The organism is Bacillus sp. MYb78, from assembly GCF_002975115.1.
Lineage (GTDB): Bacteria > Bacillota > Bacilli > Bacillales > Bacillaceae_G > Bacillus_A > Bacillus_A cereus.
Genome location: NZ_PCOB01000025.1, coordinates 25,029 through 45,840 on the forward strand (window position 1 = coordinate 25,029; position 20,812 = coordinate 45,840).

A 20,812-nucleotide genomic window follows, 5' to 3' on the forward strand; every position below is an offset into this window, starting at 1 on the left:
AGATTAAGCGTGCATAAGCAGGCTTTTTTATTTTGTATAAAATAGGGCTTTTGTATAAAAATTTTTATGCATTCACTCAGAAAAGGTTTGTCTCATAGTATATAGAGATTGTTTTATTAAGATTTCAAAAGGGATGTGAATGCATGGAAGACGTATATGTAAAAATCGACAGCCTAAAAGCAGAGCAAAAAGAAATCATGCGAGATATTCGTAATTTAGAAACTCGTACAACGATAAACGAAAAAGATATTTCTACCATCAATCAGCAATTAGAAAAAATCAGTCTAAATACCACATGGATTTTACGAATTGTTATCAGTGCAATAGTGATGGCAGTTTTAGGTTTGATATTCAAAGGTGGGATTTAGATTGTTCATATATAAGTATTTGTGAAAGAGGGACAAGTGTCTCTCTTTTTTTATCTTGAAGAAGGAGGAAAGAATGTGGATCGTATCGATGTATTAGTAAAAGTTTTTATTGCCACTTTCGGTGGGTTTTGTGGTTACTTCTTGGGAGGATGGGATGCAACATTGAAAATCTTAGTAACGATGGCAGTTATTGATTATTTAACTGGCATGATTGCAGCAGGATATAACGGAGAATTAAAAAGTAAAGTTGGTTTCAAAGGCATCGCCAAAAAGGTGGTGCTTTTTCTTTTAGTTGGGGCAGCAGCACAATTAGATGCAGCACTGGGAAGTAACAGCGCAATTCGTGAAGCGACTATTTTCTTCTTCATGGGCAATGAGTTACTTTCACTTTTAGAAAACGCTGGTCGTATGGGAATCCCCTTACCTTCAGCATTAACAAATGCAGTTGAAATTTTAGGTGGCAAACAAAAACAAGGAGAGAAAAAAGGAGATGTTCAATAATGGAAATTAGAAAAAAATTAGTTGACCCAAGTAAATATGGTACAAAATGTCCTTATACGATGAATCCAGAATTTATCACAGTTCACAATACGTATAATGATGCACCAGCTGAGAATGAAATTGCCTATATGATACGAAATAATAATGAAGTGTCATTCCATATTGCGGTAGACGATAAAGAAGCGGTGCAAGGTTTACCTTTAGAACGGAATGCATGGGCTTGTGGAGATGGGAATGGTTCAGGCAACAGAAAGTCGATTAGCGTGGAGATTTGTTATTCTTTAAGCGGTGGGGATAGGTATTATAAAGCAGAAAATAATGCAGCTATTGTTGTAGCACAGCTCATGAAACAATACAACATTCCGATAAGTAAAGTTCGCACACACCAATCGTGGAGTGGAAAGTATTGCCCGCATCGTATGTTAGCAGAAGGACGTTGGAATTCTTTTATAGAAAGGGTGCAAAACGCATATATCGGTGGTGGGAATACAGGTTCTACAAAACCATCTAACAATGGTATAGGTGTTGTTACAATTACTGCGGATGTCTTACGTGTTCGTACAGGACCAGGAACGAATTATGGTATTGTAAAGAATGTGTACCGAGGGGAACGCTATCAATCTTGGGGCATTCAATATGGCTGGTACAACGTTGGTGGAAATCAATGGGTTTCTGGGGAGTATGTGAGGTTTGAGGGTTAGGATAACACCATTTTTGAGATTGTTCATACTCTGAGACTACGAATAAGGCCTATGTGTATGTGAAATGGACGGAAAAAGAGCCTTCCTCTGGCGAGTGAGGGACGCTCTTTCTTAACATTATAAAGATATATCTCTCATTTGGTTTGTCGATAGTAATCATATGTAACGAAAGGAATAAATATGAACAATAAAAATCAGAGTACTCTTGTGGAGTGCTCTGATTACATAGGATGCTATATAAAAAGGGAACGTGTTAATTGCATTGTATGTAGCAATATGCTGAAATATGAGAAAAAGCAATCCAGGGTGGTGAGGCCGGAATGCTTTTTCTGTATATAGAAAGGCATCATGCCAGGAGCAATTTAATATATGCTTCTAAAGTACGTAATGTTCCATCAAAATAAAAAGGCACCTTCCCCAGCTGAAGGTGCCTCATGTGGTGATTCTCTAGATGTATAAATAGTATATCCAATATTAGTGAAGGATAGAACTTATTATTGACTGATAAATGTATATGTTAAATATATTTTTACAAAAGAATAGTTTTATAAATCAGAAATTCTTCTAACTTGTTTTTCTTTCTTCTTAAAATTCCTCTTATATTGTTTAAAGTCTTGTTTATCGACTCTGAACTTCTCTCCAGTAGCAACGTTTTTAACTAAATATGTTGTACGCTTAAATTCTCTAATGTAATAGATTACTAATCCAACTAAAAGGGATATACACATTGTTGCTGGGATAGCTAAAATACAAAGAACGATAATGAGCGCAGAAATTTTATCTGATTCATAAACTCTTTTTAACACTATGCGTTTTCCACAAGCAGCTTGCGCTTGTTGTAATTGTTGCATGCGTTGTAGCGATGCGACGGTATCATAACTCACGTGTTCAACCTCCTATTTTAAGTTGTATTGAATTAATACATATTCATAGTATTTTATTTTGATGTAACTACACTGTTATTGTACATTTTGTCTACCTGTTCTTTATTATATCCATATGACAGTGTCAATCTGTCATCTACAAACAAACAAGTGCCTACATTAAAGCCTCGACACCCAGCCATAAATTTAGAAAGTTTAGGAATAAAACCAATTGCTTCAATATCTATTAAAATAAAACGTACTGGAATCGCTCTTTTATTTTGCTGTGCACCTTTTAACATATGGCTCATAAATGAAAAAATTCGATTTCCTATATCGGGCATAAAGTCTTCTTGTTGTTGATCATGATCTGTATACGTGAAATAAACAATTATTTTACGCTTTAATAGTTGCAGTAAATCTTGTTTAGAATTTGAATGTAGTTCTGTATAAGGAAGTAATAAGATTTCATAACCCTGATCATATTTTAGAGCAGATGTTTTTTGATACATAATGCCTTTGTAATCTAATACAAAAAGTGATTCCGCTTCAAAACCTATGATAAATTGCTCTACTTCAATTAATCCATTTTTAGGATCATAATATTTTTCAATAATTCGATTTAATGTTTTGAATGATGGTTGTTTTGACATTGTAATTACTCCTGGTTATATTTTTTCTCTTGGTGTTTTTCAGTGGCTAATTTTTCAGATGTTTTCCTGCTCACCTTAACTTTTAATCCGTATTTTCTTTCGTAAAGTTCTTCAAAAACTTCCTCTATTTTTCGTTCACCGTATACTTCTTTTACAATCCTCAAGTTGGTTTTGGGTCTAGGCATATATTATATTATCTCCCCTCTTCAATCCAAATTTCTTCCACAGTCAGATCCAAAGCTTTTGCAATACGAAGCGCAACTCTTAACGTAGGTTCACTTTTCCCTCTTGCTATCATGCTTAATGTTTGGTCTGTAATACCCACCAGTTTCGCAAGATCAGACTGTTTTAGCATTCGTTCGGCCAAGATTATCTTTAATTTACACTTCATAAAATCCCTCCTTTTTCAATGTTCTATTTCAATTTTTAAAAACCTCTAATATTTTTATTTGTGGACAAACAAGTTTTAAAGTTCTACATCATATACCTATATTACTTCCACTCAGAAGCCCACGAAGACTTCTACTTGGAATTCCAAATGGCATCGTAGATATTAAGAGAGGAGAGGGTTGCATGCGTTCTCAGTATAGTTATCTCAATGTAACGCCGTATTTATATTCATCAAAAGAATTACGTCACATGTATAACGAATCAAGATCCAGAAAAGAGACGGAATCTATTCTTACTCACATGAGGAACCATGAAGTATTTGATAATAAAGAATACAAAGGGTATTTCAACTTATCACAAGTTATTGAAGAAGATTTATATGGAGAAGAGGAAGATATATTGAATTGGCAAGATTTAATGGAGCGGTATCAAATTGTAGCTACCAAATCAGGGATTAAATTTCGTGAGAAAGAGGAACTGGTTGAGGAGGAATGGCTATGACACTTGCAGGAGAAGCAGTCATTATTTGGACGGCAACAGGTTTGTCTGTAATTGCGATGAGTGTAGCTGAAAAAATGGGGAAGAGTGTTCCACATTGGCTTCCACGTATAACCTTGTATACGACGCTTACGGGCTCGTTCTTATATCTTCTACGTTATGTTCTCGTTATGTTTCTATGAAGGAATATGATGTGGAAGAGAGGGACAGTAGAATTCATAAGCGAAAATGCTTGTTCTGTCTTCTTCCAACAAAGTGCAATGATATCCTTATAGGATATCTAAAGGAGAAATGTTTATGCTGGAATTACTATTGGTCCCGACGACAGCTTTAACTATTGCATTCGTAAGTGATCGGTTTAAAAGTAAAATAGATGATAAAAAGAAGATACAAGTATTTTTTGAAGTGTCAGGAATTGCAATTAAAAAAGATGATAGGATTCATTATCCAACATTTAAGAAGCGAACTCATGATGATCGAAGTACAACATATGTGTATGAGTTGCCTGTTGGTATGCCGAGTAAAATTATTCAAAAAGTTGAAGATGTTGTAAGTGAAGGGTTAAATAAACCTGTTCGAATTCAGTATGACAATTATAAATTGAACATACGTGTATTCGATCAAGAAATACCGAAGAAATGGGAATGGTCAACAAATTTAATTCAAGCTGGAAAATGGCTTGTGCCAATCGGGCAAAGTTTAGAACAATTGGTTTATCATGATTTTGATAAAACACCACATATGACATTAGGTGGTTTAACTCGTATGGGAAAGACTGTATTCCTAAAGAATGTGATGACATCTCTTATTACTGCACAAGCAAACAATACGCACTTGTTTATTATTGATTTAAAAGGAGGATTAGAGTTCGGACCATACCAAAACATAAAGCAGGTTGATTCTATTGCAGAAAAGCCACTGGAAGCTTTTCAGGTATTAAGCGCGATTCTAAAAAAGATGGAAGAAAAAATGCTTTTTATGAAAGAACACCATTATACCAATGTGGTAGAAACAAATATAAGAGAACGCTACTTTATTATCGTAGATGAAGGGGCAGAACTTTGTCCTGATAAAAGTATGAATAGGGAACAACAAAAGTTATTAGGAGCTTGTCAACAGATGCTTTCTCACATAGCGCGAATTGGTGGAGCATTAGGATTTCGATTGATTTTTTGCACACAATATCCTACTGGCGATACTTTACCACGTCAAGTGAAACAAAACAGTGATGCAAAATTAGGATTTCGGTTACCAACTCAAACAGCTTCTCAAGTTGTCATCGATGAAACTGGTCTTGAATCGATTGAAAGTATACCAGGGCGTGCGCTTTTTAAAACTGATCGATTAACAGAGATTCAAGTCCCTTATATCTCAAATGAACAGATGTGGGACGTATTAAAACAATACGAGGTGAAAAAGGATGCATATGCAGACACATATCAAAATGAATCGTCAGATGATGATTTTGACCTCGATTAGAAAGCTGAAATTTGCGACAAGAAGACACTTAATGGCAATTCACGATATGGGAGGAATTCGAAATGCAAATCGAATTTTAAAAGATTTAAGTCCATATGTGAATAGTACCGTTTATAAAAAAGAGCATGTATATTACCTCAATAAACAAGGACGTGCGCTATTCGATGATGTAGAAAAGGTTGTGCCCACCATTCGATTAGCACACAGCCTCATGAGAAACGAAGCGTGGCTGAATCTATTTTGTCCTGAGGATTGGCAGATAGAAGCCCCTATACGTTATAAAGTAGATGACAAGAAGCGAACCATTATTCCGGATGTAAAGTACCGTGATAGTGACGGGATTCTCAATGCAGTCGAAATAGATCGTACACAAATGATGAATGTGAACAGTGAAAAAATGAATAAGTATGGTGAATTCACGGTGTATTATAAAAACAAATATAACGGGAAAGTCCCTATCCTTCATTTCTTTACACTCACACCATTTAGGCAAAAGACGCTAGAACAATTTGCTGTGCAGCAAGGTGTATATGCAAAGGTATATGTGATACCTGAAGTGTAAAAGAGAGCATCACATACCAAATTCAGGGTCAAAATAATATTTGTTCATCAAATTGTTTACGATACCGTTGAAATACGCAAACTTACCCTTTTTCATTTTGACTCCATCTTTTACCTTCATCGCAAATTCTTTCATAGCTTGTACACCAATTTGTAGTTCTTGTTCTTTGTCAAACGCCGTTTGGCCTGTTGTATGATTTATTACACAATTGCATTGTTTTACGACCTTCCAAAATTCTTGAATTGTTTTAGCTTTTGAATAAAATGTTGAAGTTAGGGAAACGAAACGTTTCGGAACCCAATGGGCTACAAATTCAGCACATTTAATGTTTTCTTTAGGTACAGCATTATTGTCATTACCATTACGTTTATTTATATCTTTACTCTTTTGTTTTAAGATTTTAGTATTTGTTTTAACGGTAGGACACTTCTTAGTCGTTTCAGTAGGGTGCTTGTGGGACACTTCATTTACAATTGGTTGGATAATAATTGCATTAGAAGTTTGGCGCATATCTTTTTTTCGCTTCATGGCTATTTGCTTAATTATTCTTAAAGTCACAAGTTTCGTCATTAAACGTTGTACAGTTTTATATGATACGCTCATTATCTCAGCTATTCTATTTTTACATAGGAAACTAACACCTACGTATTTGCAGCTATGACGCTTTAAAATTTCAAGTAATGCAATTAATTTAGATTGTACATCTGCACGTTTAATAGACGTTTTAATTACATCTCTGTATACTCTAATCGTTTGATTTAATTCCTGTACATTTGAAAATGTTGATAAATTATGATAGGACTCTGGTTGAGCTAATACATCAATACACTTTTTCATAACGGTTTGTCTCCTTTTTGGAAACAAAAAAGCAACGTCACCGATTTATTGGTAAACGTTGCTTAATACCCCTTGTATGAGGTAAAATAACTCATGAGAGTATAGCAAGTGTTTACCTGGTCAGCTCAGGTGGACGGTATATACGGTGGTCCAACACCATATATACACGCTGTGCTCTTTTGTTTTTATGGTCACATTTTGGTAACGAATGAATAAAATTTAAAATTTATTCATGATTTTTAACGTTACACAAACCGTTGATATATAAGGGTTTATTACTATTTTTAAAACGAACGTAAATAACCTTTATTGACGAACAGGGTCAATTCCTTTTTTTGCTTTCAAATTCTTCTTCTGAAATGACTTTAAATCCGTGTCTTTTAAATAAAGCAGTAGTTACCCCGTAACCAGTTTGCTTATTGCCATTAAATTCACCAGTGTAAATCGTAGAACTGCCACAAGATGGACTACGTTCCTTTAAAATAATATATTCTGGGTGTAAATTTTTAATTTGTTCTAATGCTTTATAAGCACCATTTACGAAAGCTTCTGTGACATCTTCACCATCTTTTGTCATCACTTTCGCTTTTCCGTCCAAAACGTCGTCGCCATTCCCGCCAATAATTTCAGCAGAAGGACGAGGTGTTGGCAGTCCTCCTAATACTTCAGGACAAATGAGGACTGTATCTTCTTTTTGTAGTAGCTCCTCTATTTTTGAAACGAGATTGTCATTTCCGTCATATCGACAAGCTATACCACCTAAACAAGCGCTAATTACGATCATATTTTCATCTCCATTAAAAAAATATTAAATTCCACGCCAAATTCTCTTCCTGTCTCTTACTTATAAATGAGGTGATATAAATGGGAAGCTTATATAATTTAATGAAACCATACAGTGAATTTCGAAGTAAAGAAGAGTTTAATACATATCAAAAACAAGTTTTGAAGTGCTATCGATTTCAATTGAATAAAACGGATGCTACCATTATTCATTTTTTAGGAAAGTATGCGGTGAATGAGAAACAAAAAACAGTAGGAGTCGCCTGTCCGTTAATGGAGACGATTGCGAAGAATGTTGGAAAGAGTATTCGTACAGTACGCCGTTCAATTGCAAAGTTAGAGGAACTAGGAATTATAAAGCGTGTTGCAACAAAAGAAAGACATAAGCGCGGCGGGTATAGTGCGAACTTATATATTTTTCTTATATCTGCAATTGACCGCATGGATGACCGTATGAAAATGTCCGCATGTGAAAGTGAGGATTATACAGCTGGCTGTAGCGGAAAGGAGCAAAAAAGCGAAAGGGAAACAATTCTTTCTAAAAACATTCCACAAATAAAAGAGAAAAGAAAAATAACGTACGAGCTTGATGAGACATATTGCCGTCATGATATACCGAAGCCTTTTATATACGCACTGGTACCGATGACGAGTAATCCGCAGAAAATTAATATATTTTGGAGCAAGGTCGAGCTTGCGTATAAAAAGAGCGGGTTACTAGAACAAGGTGTTTTACTAGAGCAAATATTAGCTGATGAAGAAGTGTATGGAAATTTCATTTGGCGAGTGAAGAGTGTTGTGAGAGCTTATAAATATGGGGAAATCCGTAAAAATGTGAAGGCACTTTTATATAGTACAGTGCGAGATCTATTTTTAGAGGTTGGATTAGAGTGGGGAGCTGCATTAAGGAGAAGTAAGGGGATAGTGCTGTTTGACCCATTTAAAAAAGAGCCATGCGTATAATACATGACTCCAAGTAGCTAGTCGAACTTTCTTACAACTGGAACACGAATCGCTACAAATAGTACGAAGACGATAACAGCAATTGCACCGCTTTTCATAACGGTTACGATTGGAATTCCCATTGCAAGTGCGATTGATGTGAATGCATAAGAGAGCGGGATAAAGCCCATTGATGATAGCATAAGTAAGCTCATTACGCGTCCCATCATTTCCTCTTTTACTGTCGATTGAATCATCGCCATAAGCGGAACGATAGCCATTGCAATTGTAATACCGTAAAACATGCCGGCTAATAATGCTTGCCAAAGTACGGTGCTAAAGTTGATGGATAAGAAGAATACACCAGACAGTAGCATCATGATAATGCAAAATAGTCCGCGTCTACGATTAATATTTTTTAAACCGACAATGACAGCACCGATTGCCATTCCGCCGCCTACAGATGCTTCTAAGTAACTGAAATGGAGCGAGTCACCGTGCAGAACATTTTTAACGAAAAGCGGGAAACCGACTTGCATCGGACCAATTAAAAATAAATTTAAAAAGGCGCTACAAAGAAGGAAAGTTGAAAGGAATGGCGATTCCTTTACATATAAGATTCCTTCTTTAATGGAAGTGAACATACCTTTATCTGTATCTTTTAGTTCTGGCATCGTAAATTGTATTTTTTGAACGAGTATGGCTGCGACAATCAGTAATAAAATTGTAATAGAAAATATTGTCTCGTAGTTTGTAAATTTGATCAGAATTCCGCCAAGTACAGGGCCTAAGATGACCGATGCTTGGTTCGTCATTTGTGTAAGTGAATTCGCTTGTGTTAACCGGCTTTTTTCTACCAATTCAGGTAAGATAGATCCATCTGCTGACCAGAAGAAAGCATCAGCAAGTCCAAAGAATAAAGCGAATAAAGCAAATGTATATAGTGTTACATCACCAACGATAAACCATGTGAGAATGGTTGCGACAAGAATCGCTCGAATAATATTGGAGTAAAACATAATGTTTTTTTTCGGGAATTTATCAGCTACAGCGCCGCCGATAATCATAAAAATAAGCCTTGGAACACTAAGGGCTACGAAAACAACACCGAGTGAAGCTTCAAGGTTTAATGTTTTTGCTATGTACCACGTTTGTGAAAAAGTAAAAAAGGCTAAAGCAAAGCTTGAAAAAAGAGTAGCTGCCCAAAGAAAAAGGAAATTCGTATTTTTTAATAACGGTTTTCCGCTTCCTTCTAAAGCAGTTTTATTTTGTTGTAGTTCCTCCATATTGCTTCCTTTCTATGTGACAAATTTAAACTAAAAAACCAGTAAACGCCCGATTGGTTAGGGCTAATACTCAATGGGAGATGCCCTCCGCTGAGTATAGTTTCACTTTATACAGTTTCTAATATTTCTATACTGCACTTTCTCATTGTAGACAATAATAATGGATTTGCCCAGTAGCTATTTAACGACAAAAAAAGATGCCGAATGGGCATCTTTTTTTAGGCTAACGCAATATAAATATCCAATTGTGCATGATTTGGGTCTAATGCTCTTTCGTCATAAAGCTCAAAGTCTGTTGTGAAGGCACGTTTATTTTCTTTCGACCATTGCCAAATATATTCCCAAGCTTCGCAAACGACTTCAGCAACTGGTCCCTTTCTCGTTGTAAATACCGCATACGTAGCGGCAGGTATTGTTAAAGTTGTCATATTTTCAGGAACATCTTCTAATGAAGAAACAGGCATACCGATTGTAAATGTATATGTACCGGTTTCATCTGATTCGTAGTTTGAGTAGAAAGCGAATGTTTCTTTCGTTTGTTGATTTGGGATGTGATGCATCATTTGTTCTTGAAAGTATCGGTTCCAAAGCTCGGGAATGTTTCCTTCAGTAGATGCCTCTTTTTCGTTAGTCGTCGTAATCGAAACGCCGATTGCTTGGAAAGCTTCTTTTTTTACGATAATGGGTTCGTTTATCATTAACAATTCCTCCTCTAAATTAAGAACATACGTTCTTTGATAATGTAACATATTTTTACATGTACCGGTTATTATTTTTTGAAAATTTTAATCATAAACAACAAACTGAAATAACTAAAAAATGGTAAAAATTCTATTGTATGTATGAATAGGTTAGGGAGTATGTTAAGATTTTTATGTATCCTTTAACTGTTATATAAGCCTATACAGTAGAGTGTTTTTACTATATTAAAAAATGGTAAAGGTTTGTATAAGTGTCCGATATATATGCTATTTTTGATAAATTAAAATAGTAATATTCTATGAGATTTATATTGTTGATATTGGGATTTCAACGATATATTTTCATAGGTCGGATTGTTGCGAGTGGATATATATTGCTATGCCTCCGGCTACTAAATGAAAGGGTTACTGAAATTAAGTAGACGGATAGCAAGTATATAGAAAGGAGAAAGGTAGAAAATATGAAGCAAGTATTGAAGTGTTTTAATGTCGTAACGATGATCACACTTCTCCTATCCATCATATTGCCTTCACCCAGTGCTTTTGCTACAGAGATAAATAAAAAAAGTTGGGATGAGTTACAAGGAAATGATGTGAAAATTAAGGCAGAGCAAGTAAATGCTGAAATATATAAGGGAGAAGTAGCGGAGAGGGAGCACGTATTTCAATATACGATTGAAAATACGGGAGCTACACCAATTCAAGAATTGGTGCTTAAACAAAGTAATGAAAATGAAATTACGTTCCCTTCGCAATCTGTGAAAGTAAACGGAGAGAAATTACCTGAAAGTAAGGTAGCGGATTTCTATGTAGAGGAAAAAGATAAGGGAGGAAAGGTTCTTTCTTCTAATCTTAAAATTAAAGATTTAAAATCACATGAAAAAATGACTGTGTTAATAAAAGCTCGTCGTGCACAACATTTTAATAAAGAGTATAAGCAAAAAATTAGTGTGCAAAAGGATCAACTACAAATAGGAAACATGTCTGTAGATGTTGAAGGGCTTCCTTCTGAAGAGAAGTTAGAAGCTAATACCGATGATGAGGCTGACAGTAGTAAGAAAGCTATCGGATCAACAACTGATTCAAAAGCTAAAGAAGTGGATGCAAAAGTATCTGCAGAGGATAAAAATAAACTTGCACCAAAAACAGAAATAGAGAAGATAAAACAACCTGAAGCTGAGAAGCAACTAGAAAAAGAGAAAAAGCAATCACCTTTAGCAGTAAAGCAGAGTGATGCAGAAGTACAAGCTGCATCAGAAAATGCTTCGAAGGTTCAAATCCAAACAGGAGATAAACAAGGGTTTGGAGACCCGTTGTATTCTACAATTGCTCCTGGAAATTTAGTACAGACTGGTAATGTGACGCTTGGTTTGACAACTGACCATTACGGTAGACAAAGTATGGGTTATAAAACGAACAAAATGATTGTGGACGTTGATAACGATGATAGTACTTTTAATTCGTCAACAGGTGCATTTCCTAACATTCCTGCTGGAAGTAAAGTAAAAAAGGCGTATTTGTTTTGGACAGCAGCAATGGGAACTGTAACTAGTACAAATGTTAATCAAAGAGTTAGTGATAATGATGTACGACAACCAGTCAAAATGAAAATGGGAAATAAAGAATATGCAGATGTAACTGCTGATAGCATACGAAAAGCGGATAGCTTACCTTTTATTTCTAATTACTCAGGTGCTGGTGCTGGTTATGTTGCATATGCGGATGTAACAAATGTAATTGCGCAGCAAGGGATTTCTCAAACTTTGACAGTTGCAAATGTGCCACAAATTAAAGATGTAACAGGTGGCGGCTATTACTGGGGTAACTGGAATCTTATATTAGTTTATGAAAACTATAAAGAAACAGTAAAAGACATGAAGATTTGGGAAGGGCTAGTCTCTCAAAAAAGTACAGCCTGGACAGATATTAGTGTTAATAAAATAAATACACCCAAAGAAGGTACTTTTAAGGCGAAATTTAGTTATTTTTCATCGCAAGGTGATCCAGCTGATAATGATGTGTATGCCTATGATTATGGAGAGTATGATTTTGGGTTAGGGTATCAAAAGTTTAAAAATATTAAAGGTAAAGATAATGATGTTAATGACTCATCTATGACAGAAGTACAAGTAGACGGTACTAACGAGTTTGTTACGAAAAAATATCCAGGATATAATCCGGATTGGAGGAATTCATTCAGTACTGACATTCATACGTATCATCTTGAAGGACCGAATCAAGTAAAAAATGATTTAAAAGAAGCAAAAATGCGTTTTAGAGCAAATAGTGGCTATGGTGATATTTACGTATTAAATAACGCTACATTCGTTACAGAACATAATGCTCCAAACTTACAAGTTGATAAAAAGGCGTTAGATAGTGCTGGTAAAGAAGTTAAGGAAATTAAAGCTGGTGAAGAGTTTACGTATCAAATTGAAGTGAAAAATGATACGAAAAATAACCAAGCACCTGTATCTAATGTAAAAGGTTTTGATAAATTAGATGATCGTTTAGAGTATGTTCCGGAATCTATACAATATATTTCTGGAAGTAATAAAGGAAATAAAACAGATAATGCAAGCGATGATGAAGCAGAGTTTGTAAATAATCAAATTGATTTCCGTATGGGTGAAGGGGCAGATGCTAAAGACGGCGGTGTTTTAAAACCTGGTGAGAGTACTATTATTACATTTAAAGTAAAAGTGAAAGCTTCTGTACAATCAGATACAACAATAAAAAATATCGTTGCGGTAAAGGGAAAAGATAGTACCGAGGTAAATTATGAAACTGCAGATGATGCAAATGTTACGGTTACGCTTCCAAAAGAAGTTCCGGGAGAAATAGAGGCGAGAAAAATAGCTTCTAATAAAACACCGAAGTTAGGTGATGAAGTAGAGTATCGTATTATATTTAAAAATACGATAAAAGGTGGACGTCTAGATGTATTGACCATTGAAGATGAATTACCAAGCAATCTTGAATACGTGAAAGATAGTTTGAAAGCAGAAGGTGCAAAACCAGAGCCAGTAGAGCTGAAGTTTGAAAATGGAAAAGTAATTGCAAAGTATCCAGAAATTATGGATATGGAAGAAAGAAGTATCGTCTTTAAAACAAAAGTAAAAGAAACTGCAAAAATTGGTGAAGAAATTGTTAATAAAGCAACCGTTAGTGATAAAACAAATCCACCAAAGGATTTAGAAGAGAAGATTACACCACAGCATAAGGCCGGTAAAATTGCTGCAAAGAAAAAAGCAACAAATAAAAAGCCGAAGCTAGGAGAAGAAATTGAATATCAAATTAGCTTCAAAAATACGGTGGAAAACGGAAAACTAGATGCAGTTACAATAGAAGATGAAATTCCAGCTAACTTAGAATTTGTTCAAGGCAGTGAGCGAGCTGAAGGTGCTGAACCAAATCCAGTAGAGTTAAAAGTAGAAAATGGTAAGGTAATCGCCAAATATCCAGAGATTATGGATACAAAAGAGCGAAGCATTGCCTTTAAAGTGAAAGTAAAAGAAGAGGCAAAAGCCGGAGAAACGATTGTTAATAAAGCGGTTGTGAGTGAGCCAAATGGACAAACTGAGCATCCAGAAGAAAAGATTACGCCGGATTATAAATACGGTAAAGTGGATGTTGAAAAAAGCGTAACGAATCAAACACCAAAACTAGGAGAAGAAGTGGAATACCGAATTACATTTTATAATACGGTAGAAAACGGAAAACTAGAAAAGGTGCTAGTAGAAGATACACTACCTAAAGGTGTTGAATACGTGAAAGATAGTTTGAAAGCTGAAGGTATAAAACCAGAGCCAGTAGAACTAAAAGTGGAAGACGGCAAAGTAATGGCAAAGTATCCAGAAATTACGGATACAGAAAAAAGAAGTATTGTTTTTAAAGTGAAAGTAAAAGATTCGGCAAAAGTAGGGCAGGCAATCGTAAATAAAGCAATTGCAAAAGATCCGAAAAATGAGCCTGTTGAATCGAAGGTTGTTATTACACCGCAAAGTAAAAAAGGTGAAGTTGCTGCTACAAAGGTAGTTAATAATAAGAAACCGAAGCTAGGCGAGGAAATCGAGTACCGCATTAGTTTTCATAATACGGTTGAGAACGGAAAACTAGAAGAGGTGCGAGTGGAAGATACAATTCCAAAAGGTCTTGAATATGTAGAAAATAGTATCAAGGCCGAAGGAGAAGCACCTGGACCAGTAGAATTAGCTGTTGAAAATGGAATAGTCAAAGCTAAGTATATCGATATTATGGATATGAAAGAAAGAAGTATCGTCTTTAAAGTAAAGGTGAAGGAAGAAGGAAAAGTAGATAAAGAGATTGTCAATAAAGCAATTGTTGATGATACGAAAAATCCACCGATTGAGCCGGAAGAAAGAATTACTCCGCAATATAAGGATGGAATAATTGATTCGAAGAAGACAGTAGATAATCCATCACCAAAACTAGGAGAAGAAGTAGAATACCGAATTAGCTTTAAGAATACGGTAGAAAACGGAAAACTAGAAAAGGTAACGATAGAGGATACAATTCCTAACGGTTTAGAGTATGTAAAAGGCAGTGAAAAGGCTGAAGGTGATACACCAGCTCCATTAAAGTTAAGTGTGAAAGATGGAAAAGTCATTGCTGAATACGAAAATATTACGGATATGAAAGAAAGAAGTATTGTCTTTAAGGTAAAGGTGAAGGAAGAAGCGGAAGTAGGTAAGGAAATCATTAATAAGGCAATTGTTGATGATATGAAGCATCCGAAAGAACCAGAAGCAAAAATTACACCATTACACAAAGATGGAAAAATTAAAGCGAAGAAAAGCGTAAATAATGAAACACCGAAGTTAGGAGAAGAAGTAGAATACCGAATTAGTATGAAAAATACGGTAAAGAACGGAAAGCTAACAGACGTGACAATAGAGGATACTTTACCAGAAGGTTTAGAGTATATAGAAAATAGTTTGAAAGCAGAAGGTGCCGGAACAGATTCAGTAGAGCTGAAATTTGAAAACGGTAAGGTAATGGCAAAATATCCAGAAATTATGGATACAGAAGAAAGAAGTATCGTTTTTAAAGTGAAAGTAAAAGAAGGAGTAACAGTCGGTAAAAAAATCATTAATAAAGCAACTATTGATGATTCGCAAAATAAGCCAGTTAATCCGACTGCGGAAATTATTCCTCAGTATAAAGATGGAAAACTTGAAGCGAAAAAGATGGTAAATAATGAAACGCCGAAGTTAGGAGAAGAAGTGGAATACCGAATCAGCTTTAAAAATACGGTAGAACATGGAAAGCTAACAGAGGTAAAGATAGAAGATGATTTACCAAATGGATTAGAGTATGTGAAAGATAGTGTAAAAGCAGAAGGTTCTAAGCCAGATCCAGTGGAATTGAAATTTGAAAACGGTAAGGTAATGGCAAAGTATCCTGAGATTACAGATACAAAAGAGAGAAGTATTACCTTTAAAGTGAAAGTAAAAGGTAAAGTGAGCGATTCAATTGTTAATGAAGCGATTGTGAGCGATACGAAACATCCGCCAGAAACACCGACAGCAGAAATTATTCCGCAACATAAAGACGGAAAAGTGAAAGCGAAGAAGACGGTAAATAATGAAACGCCGAAGTTAGGAGAAGAAGTAGAATACCGAATTAGTTTTAAAAATACGGTAGAAGACGGAAAACTAGCAGAGGTGAAAATAGAAGATACTTTACCCGAAGGTTTAGAGTACGTAGAAAACAGTGTGAAAGCAGAAGGTTCTAAGCCGGATCCAGTAGAATTGAAATTTGAAAATGGTAAGGTAATGGCGAAGTATCCAGAGATTACGGATACAGAAGAAAGAAGTATCACTTTTAAAGTGAAAGTAAAAGATGAAGTGAAAGTCGGTAAAAAAATCGTCAATAAAGCAATTATTGATGATACGAAAAATAAGCCAGAAACACCGACGGCAGAAATTACTCCACAGCATAAAGACGGAAAAGTGGAAGCGAAGAAAACGGTAAATAATGAAACGCCGAAGTTAGGAGAAGAAGTGGAATACCGAATTAGCTTTAAAAATACGGTAGAAAACGGAAAGCTAGCAGAGGTAACAATAAAAGATGATTTACCAAATGGATTAGAGTATGTGAAAGATAGTTTACGAGCAGAAGGTTCTAAGCCAGATCCGGTAGAACTGAAAGTGAAAGATGGAAAAGTAATCGCAAAATATCCAGAAATTACGGATATAGAAGAAAGAAGTATCGTCTTTAAAGCAAAAGTAAAAGAAGAATTTAAGGTTGGTGAAGGCATTGTCAATAAAGTAGTTGTTGATGATACAAAAGATCCAACAACTTCAGAAGTAACAATTACGCCAGAATATAAAGACGGTAAGCTTAAAGCGGAGAAATTTGTAAACAATAAAAAACCGAAATTAGGAGAAGAAGTAGAATACCGAATTAGTTTTAAAAACACGGTAGAAAACGGAAAACTAGTAGAGGTTACAGTAGAAGATGAAATTCCAGCTGGATTAGAGTATGTAGAGAACAGTTTACAAGCAGAAGGATCTAAGCCTAGTCCAGTAGAATTGAAATTTGAAAACGGCAAGGTAATGGCAAAGTATCTAGAAATTGCGGATACAAAAGAAAGAAGTATTATTTTTAAAGTGAAAGTAAAAGAAGAGGCAGAAATAGGCAAGGAGATTGTTAATAAAGCAATCGTAGTAGATACAAAAAATGAGCCAGAAGAGCCTCATGTGGAAATTACTCCGCAATATAAAGATGGTAAAATTGTTGCGCAGAAAGTAGCAAATAATCATAAACCGAAACTAGGAGAAGAAGTAGAATACCGGATTAGTTTTAAAAACACGGTAGAAAACGGAAAACTAGCAGAGGTAAATATAAAGGATACATTACCAAATGGTTTAGAGTATGTAGAAGGAAGCATCACAGCAGAAGGTTCTAAACCGAATCCAGTAGAGCTACAGGTGAAAAATAATAAGGTAATGGCAAAGTATCCAGAAATTACAGATACAGAGGAAAGAAGCATTGTCTTTAAAGCGAAGGTAAAAGAAAGCGTAAAAGTGGGAGAAGAAATCGTAAATAAGGCAATTATAGATGATACAAAGAATCTGCCAGAAGAGCCTTATGTACCGATTACACCACAATATAAAGATGGGAAAATTGAGGCAAGAAAAGAAGTAAGTAATCATGAACCGAAGTTAGGTGAGGAAATCGAATATCGAATTATTTTTAATAATACGGTGAAAGATGGAAAACTAGCAGAGGTAAAAATTGAGGATGAAATTCCAGCTGGATTAGAGTTTGTAGAAGGAAGCGAAAAGGCTGAAGGTGAAGAGCCAAAACCAGTGGAGTTGAAAGTAGAAAATGGTAAGGTAATGGCAAAGTATTCAGAGATTATGGATACGAAAGAAAGAAGTATCGTCTTTAAAGTGAAGGTGAAAGATTCAGTTGCAATAGGTAAAGACATTACAAATAAAGCGATTATCCATGTTGATGATCCGAACCATCCAGTAATTGATCCGACAGCAAAAATTACACCGCAATATAAAGACGGTAAAATTGCTGCTCATAAAAAGGTGAATAATCATAAACCGAAGCTAGGGGAAGAAATCGAATACCGAATTTCATTTAATAATACGGTGAAAGATGGAAAGCTGGCAGAGGTAAAAATTGAGGATGAAATTCCGTCTGGTTTAGAGTATGTGAAAAATAGTCTAAAAGCAGAAGGTGATAAGCCAGCCCCAGTAGAGTTGAAAGAAGAAGCTGGTAAGGTTAGTGCGAAGTATGAAAATATCACTGACGTGAAAGAAAGAAGTATTATCTTTAAAGTGAAGGTGAAAGATTCTGTTGAAGTGGACAAAGTAATTGTAAATAAAGCAATTGTTGATGATACAAAAAATCCACCAGAGCGACCGGAAGTAGATATTACACCGCAGCATAAAGACGGTAAAATTAAAGCTGATAAAAAGGTAAATAAAAAAGATCCAAAGCTAGGAGAAGAAGTAGAGTACCGAATTAGTTTTAAAAATACGGTAGAAAACGGAAAACTAGCAGAAGTGAAAATTGAGGATGAAATTCCGTCTGGTTTAGAGTATGTGAAGGATAGTTTAAAATCAGAAGGTAATGAGCCAGCGCCAGTAGAGTTAAAAGAAGAAGCTGGGAAAATTACAGCGAAGTATGAAAATATTACTGATACAGCTGAGCGTAGTATTAGCTTTAAAGTGAAAGTAACGGAAGTAGCAAAAGTCGGTAAGAAAATCGTGAATACGGCAATTGTGGATGATGACAATCCGAAGAATCCTCCGCAAAAACCAGAAGCGATTATTACGCCGGAGTATAAGGACGGAAAACTAAAAGCTGAGAAAACAGTAAATAATCCAGCTCCAAAATTAGGAGAAGAAGTAGAGTATCGAATTACTTTCCGTAACGTAGTAGAGCATGGAAAAGTAGCGAAGGTGAAGATTAAGGATGAATTACCAACTGGCTTAGAGTTTGTAGAAGGTAGTGAAAGAGCCGAGGGAGAGAATCCGAAACCGTTGTATGTGAAAGTGAAAAACGGAATCGTCCTTGCGGAATATCCAGAAATTACGGATATGAAAGAAAGAAGTATCGTCTTTAAAGTGAAAGTGAAAGAAAAAGCTAAAGTAGGCGAAGAGATTGTGAACAAGGCGATTGTGGAAGATACAATAAATCCACCAGAGCAACCGAATATCTCTATTCAGCCTCAATATAAAGATGGTGCATTACAAGTAGAAAAAACAGTAAGTAATCATGAACCAAAGTTAGGAGAAGAAGTAGAATATCGAATTAGCTTTGAAAATACGGTAGAGAACGGAAAACTAACTGAGGTAAAGGTAGAAGATGAAATTCCAGCCGGTTTAGAATACGTACAAGATAGTATAAAGTCTGATGGGCCGGAACCACATCCGGTGGAACTTAAAGTAGAGAATGGAAAAGTAACAGCAAAGTATCCAGAAATTACGGATACGAAAAAAAGAAGTATCATCTTTAAAGCGAAAGTACAAGAAACGGTACAAGTAGGAAAAGAAATTATAAACAAGGCGGTTGTGGATGATAATAATCCGACAAATCCACCGATTGAGTCACTTGTACCAATTACACCGCAATATAAAGATGGGAAACTAGAGGCAAGGAAAGAAGTAAGTAATCATGAACCAAAGCTAGGGGAAGAAATCGAATATCGAATTACTTTTAACGGCATAGTAGATGGCGGGAAGTTAGTTGATGTAAAGATTGAAGATGAAATTCCGTCTGGTTTAGAGTATGTGAAAGATAGTCTGAAGGCTGTAGGTGATAAGCCTGTACCAACAGAACTTAAAGTTGAAAATGGAAAAGTAACAGTGAAGTATCCAGAAATTACGGATACGAAAGAAAGAAGTATCATCTTTAAAGTAAAGGTAAAAGAATCAGTAAAAGTTGGAGAGGAAATAACAAATAAAGCGATTATTCACGTAGATGATCCAAATCATCCAGTTATGGAACCGACAGCGACAATAAAGCCACAATATAAAGATGGTAAGGTAAAAGCAACGAAGACAGTAAGTAATAAAGAACCGAAGCTAGGAGAAGAAATCGAATACCGAATTAGCTTTGAAAATACGGTAGAAAACGGAAAAATAGCAGAGGTAAAGATAGAAGATGAAATTCCAGCCGGTTTAGAGTACGTGCAAGATAGTATTCGATTTGAAGGGGCTGAACCAAATCCAGTAGAGTTAAAAATGGAGTTTGGAAAAGTAATAGCGAAGTATCTAGAAATTACAGATACAAAAGAACGTAGTATTATTTTTAAAGCGAAGGTAAAAGCAGCACCAAGTAAAGGGATAACAAATAGAGCGATAGTGGACGATAGAATAAATCCACCACTTGAGCCTACAGTTACAATTTTACCGAAAACAAAAGAAGATTTTAAGATACCAGAAGATCCGAAAGAACCGAAAGATCCGAAAGAACCGAAAGAACCAGAAGTGAAACCGGAAGATCCGAAAGAACCGAAAGAACCGAAAGAACCGAAAGAACCGAAAGAACCGAAAGATCCGAAAGAACCAGAAGTGAAACCGGAAGATCCGAAAGAGCCGAAGGAACCAGAAGTGAAACCGGAAGACCCGAAAGAACCGAAGGACCCAGAAGTGAAACCGGAAGATCCGAAAGAACCGAAGGAGCCAGAAGTGAAACCGGAGGACCCGAAAGAACCGAAGGAGCCAGAAGTGAAACCGGAAGATCCGAAAGAACCGAAGG

The 20,812-nt window shown here is 35.7% G+C and carries 17 protein-coding genes; 9 read left to right on the forward strand and 8 right to left on the reverse strand.

Annotated elements, in window-relative coordinates:
• Positions 1–143: 143 nt before the first annotated feature.
• From CQ064_RS28540 to CQ064_RS28550, 3 genes are all read left to right on the forward strand, one after another.
• Positions 144–368 carry a hemolysin XhlA family protein gene (locus tag CQ064_RS28540; protein ID WP_000390482.1) on the forward strand — a complete coding sequence of 75 codons (225 nt, stop codon included), beginning with the start codon at positions 144–146 and terminating at the stop codon, positions 366–368.
• A 75-nt stretch (positions 369–443) separates the two neighbouring features.
• A complete protein-coding gene (locus CQ064_RS28545; protein ID WP_000373913.1) occupies positions 444–869 on the forward strand; it encodes a phage holin family protein in 426 nt (141 codons plus the stop codon).
• On the forward strand, positions 869–1,570 hold the full coding sequence (locus tag CQ064_RS28550) for an N-acetylmuramoyl-L-alanine amidase (protein WP_000405778.1): 702 nt from the start codon (positions 869–871) through the stop codon (positions 1,568–1,570). Before CQ064_RS28545 ends, CQ064_RS28550 begins: the two co-directional genes overlap by 1 nt.
• 545 nt (positions 1,571–2,115) lie before the next feature.
• Here CQ064_RS28550 and CQ064_RS28555 read toward each other — a convergent pair.
• Genes CQ064_RS28555 through CQ064_RS28570 form a run of 4 tightly spaced genes read right to left on the reverse strand, consistent with a single transcriptional unit; the run spans position 2,116 to position 3,477 of the window.
• Positions 2,116–2,454, reverse strand: a complete 339-nt coding sequence (locus CQ064_RS28555; RefSeq protein ID WP_000119483.1) for a hypothetical protein — start codon at positions 2,452–2,454, stop codon at positions 2,116–2,118.
• 53 nt (positions 2,455–2,507) lie between these two features.
• Positions 2,508–3,086, reverse strand: a complete 579-nt coding sequence (locus CQ064_RS28560) for a type IV secretory system conjugative DNA transfer family protein (RefSeq protein WP_000043397.1) — start codon at positions 3,084–3,086, stop codon at positions 2,508–2,510.
• Positions 3,087–3,091: 5 nt separating this feature from the next.
• Positions 3,092–3,271 (reverse strand): hypothetical protein, encoded by a 180-nt coding sequence (locus CQ064_RS28565; RefSeq protein WP_001137905.1) that lies wholly within the window; start codon positions 3,269–3,271, stop codon positions 3,092–3,094.
• Positions 3,272–3,279: 8 nt separating this feature from the next.
• Complete coding sequence (locus CQ064_RS28570) at positions 3,280–3,477, reverse strand: helix-turn-helix transcriptional regulator (RefSeq protein ID WP_000649833.1); 198 nt, start codon at positions 3,475–3,477, stop codon at positions 3,280–3,282.
• Between the two features lie 182 nt (positions 3,478–3,659).
• On the opposite strand from CQ064_RS28570, the gene CQ064_RS28575 reads away from it, so the two are divergent.
• From CQ064_RS28575 to CQ064_RS28590, 4 genes are all read left to right on the forward strand, one after another.
• Complete coding sequence (locus tag CQ064_RS28575; RefSeq protein ID WP_001257569.1) at positions 3,660–3,977, forward strand: hypothetical protein; 318 nt, start codon at positions 3,660–3,662, stop codon at positions 3,975–3,977.
• Positions 3,974–4,156 carry a hypothetical protein gene (locus CQ064_RS28580; protein ID WP_000170777.1) on the forward strand — a complete coding sequence of 61 codons (183 nt, stop codon included), beginning with the start codon at positions 3,974–3,976 and terminating at the stop codon, positions 4,154–4,156. The genes CQ064_RS28575 and CQ064_RS28580 overlap by 4 nt, the downstream gene beginning before the upstream one ends.
• Positions 4,157–4,271: 115 nt before the next feature.
• Positions 4,272–5,453, forward strand: coding sequence for an FtsK/SpoIIIE domain-containing protein (locus CQ064_RS28585; RefSeq protein ID WP_000891536.1), 1,182 nt, complete (start codon positions 4,272–4,274; stop codon positions 5,451–5,453).
• Complete coding sequence (locus CQ064_RS28590) at positions 5,395–6,015, forward strand: replication-relaxation family protein (protein WP_000551103.1); 621 nt, start codon at positions 5,395–5,397, stop codon at positions 6,013–6,015. Before CQ064_RS28585 ends, CQ064_RS28590 begins: the two co-directional genes overlap by 59 nt.
• A 9-nt stretch (positions 6,016–6,024) precedes the next feature.
• Here the strand turns inward: CQ064_RS28590 and CQ064_RS28595 are convergent, their stop codons facing one another.
• Positions 6,025–6,852, reverse strand: a complete 828-nt coding sequence (locus CQ064_RS28595) for a hypothetical protein (protein WP_000710531.1) — start codon at positions 6,850–6,852, stop codon at positions 6,025–6,027.
• Between the two features lie 322 nt (positions 6,853–7,174).
• Positions 7,175–7,636, reverse strand: a complete 462-nt coding sequence (locus CQ064_RS28600; protein ID WP_000635489.1) for a 2-thiouracil desulfurase family protein — start codon at positions 7,634–7,636, stop codon at positions 7,175–7,177.
• Between the two features lie 80 nt (positions 7,637–7,716).
• On the opposite strand from CQ064_RS28600, the gene CQ064_RS28605 reads away from it, so the two are divergent.
• Positions 7,717–8,598 carry a helix-turn-helix domain-containing protein gene (locus CQ064_RS28605; protein ID WP_000535246.1) on the forward strand — a complete coding sequence of 294 codons (882 nt, stop codon included), beginning with the start codon at positions 7,717–7,719 and terminating at the stop codon, positions 8,596–8,598.
• A gap of 17 nt (positions 8,599–8,615) precedes the next feature.
• Here the strand turns inward: CQ064_RS28605 and CQ064_RS28610 are convergent, their stop codons facing one another.
• Together CQ064_RS28610 and CQ064_RS28615 are read right to left on the reverse strand one after the other, a co-directional pair.
• Complete coding sequence (locus tag CQ064_RS28610) at positions 8,616–9,863, reverse strand: MFS transporter (protein ID WP_000391931.1); 1,248 nt, start codon at positions 9,861–9,863, stop codon at positions 8,616–8,618.
• A gap of 218 nt (positions 9,864–10,081) precedes the next feature.
• A complete protein-coding gene (locus tag CQ064_RS28615) occupies positions 10,082–10,561 on the reverse strand; it encodes a GyrI-like domain-containing protein (RefSeq protein WP_000606660.1) in 480 nt (159 codons plus the stop codon).
• Between the two features lie 464 nt (positions 10,562–11,025).
• Between CQ064_RS28615 and CQ064_RS28620 the strand changes: the two genes are divergently transcribed.
• Positions 11,026–20,812 (forward strand): isopeptide-forming domain-containing fimbrial protein (locus CQ064_RS28620; RefSeq protein ID WP_142396694.1); only part of this gene is annotated, 9,787 nt, incomplete at its 3' end.

Coding starts and splice junctions, on each gene's coding strand:
- CQ064_RS28540 (WP_000390482.1), top strand. CDS start 144: ATGGAAGACGTATATGTAAAAATCGACAGCCTAAAAGCAGAGCAAAAA.
- CQ064_RS28550 (WP_000405778.1), top strand. CDS start 869: ATGGAAATTAGAAAAAAATTAGTTGACCCAAGTAAATATGGTACAAAA.
- CQ064_RS28560 (WP_000043397.1), bottom strand. CDS start 3,086: ATGTCAAAACAACCATCATTCAAAACATTAAATCGAATTATTGAAAAA.
- CQ064_RS28565 (WP_001137905.1), bottom strand. CDS start 3,271: ATGCCTAGACCCAAAACCAACTTGAGGATTGTAAAAGAAGTATACGGT.
- CQ064_RS28570 (WP_000649833.1), bottom strand. CDS start 3,477: ATGAAGTGTAAATTAAAGATAATCTTGGCCGAACGAATGCTAAAACAG.
- CQ064_RS28575 (WP_001257569.1), top strand. CDS start 3,660: ATGCGTTCTCAGTATAGTTATCTCAATGTAACGCCGTATTTATATTCA.
- CQ064_RS28580 (WP_000170777.1), top strand. CDS start 3,974: ATGACACTTGCAGGAGAAGCAGTCATTATTTGGACGGCAACAGGTTTG.
- CQ064_RS28585 (WP_000891536.1), top strand. CDS start 4,272: ATGCTGGAATTACTATTGGTCCCGACGACAGCTTTAACTATTGCATTC.
- CQ064_RS28590 (WP_000551103.1), top strand. CDS start 5,395: ATGCATATGCAGACACATATCAAAATGAATCGTCAGATGATGATTTTG.
- CQ064_RS28595 (WP_000710531.1), bottom strand. CDS start 6,852: ATGAAAAAGTGTATTGATGTATTAGCTCAACCAGAGTCCTATCATAAT.
- CQ064_RS28600 (WP_000635489.1), bottom strand. CDS start 7,636: ATGATCGTAATTAGCGCTTGTTTAGGTGGTATAGCTTGTCGATATGAC.
- CQ064_RS28605 (WP_000535246.1), top strand. CDS start 7,717: ATGGGAAGCTTATATAATTTAATGAAACCATACAGTGAATTTCGAAGT.
- CQ064_RS28610 (WP_000391931.1), bottom strand. CDS start 9,863: ATGGAGGAACTACAACAAAATAAAACTGCTTTAGAAGGAAGCGGAAAA.
- CQ064_RS28615 (WP_000606660.1), bottom strand. CDS start 10,561: ATGATAAACGAACCCATTATCGTAAAAAAAGAAGCTTTCCAAGCAATC.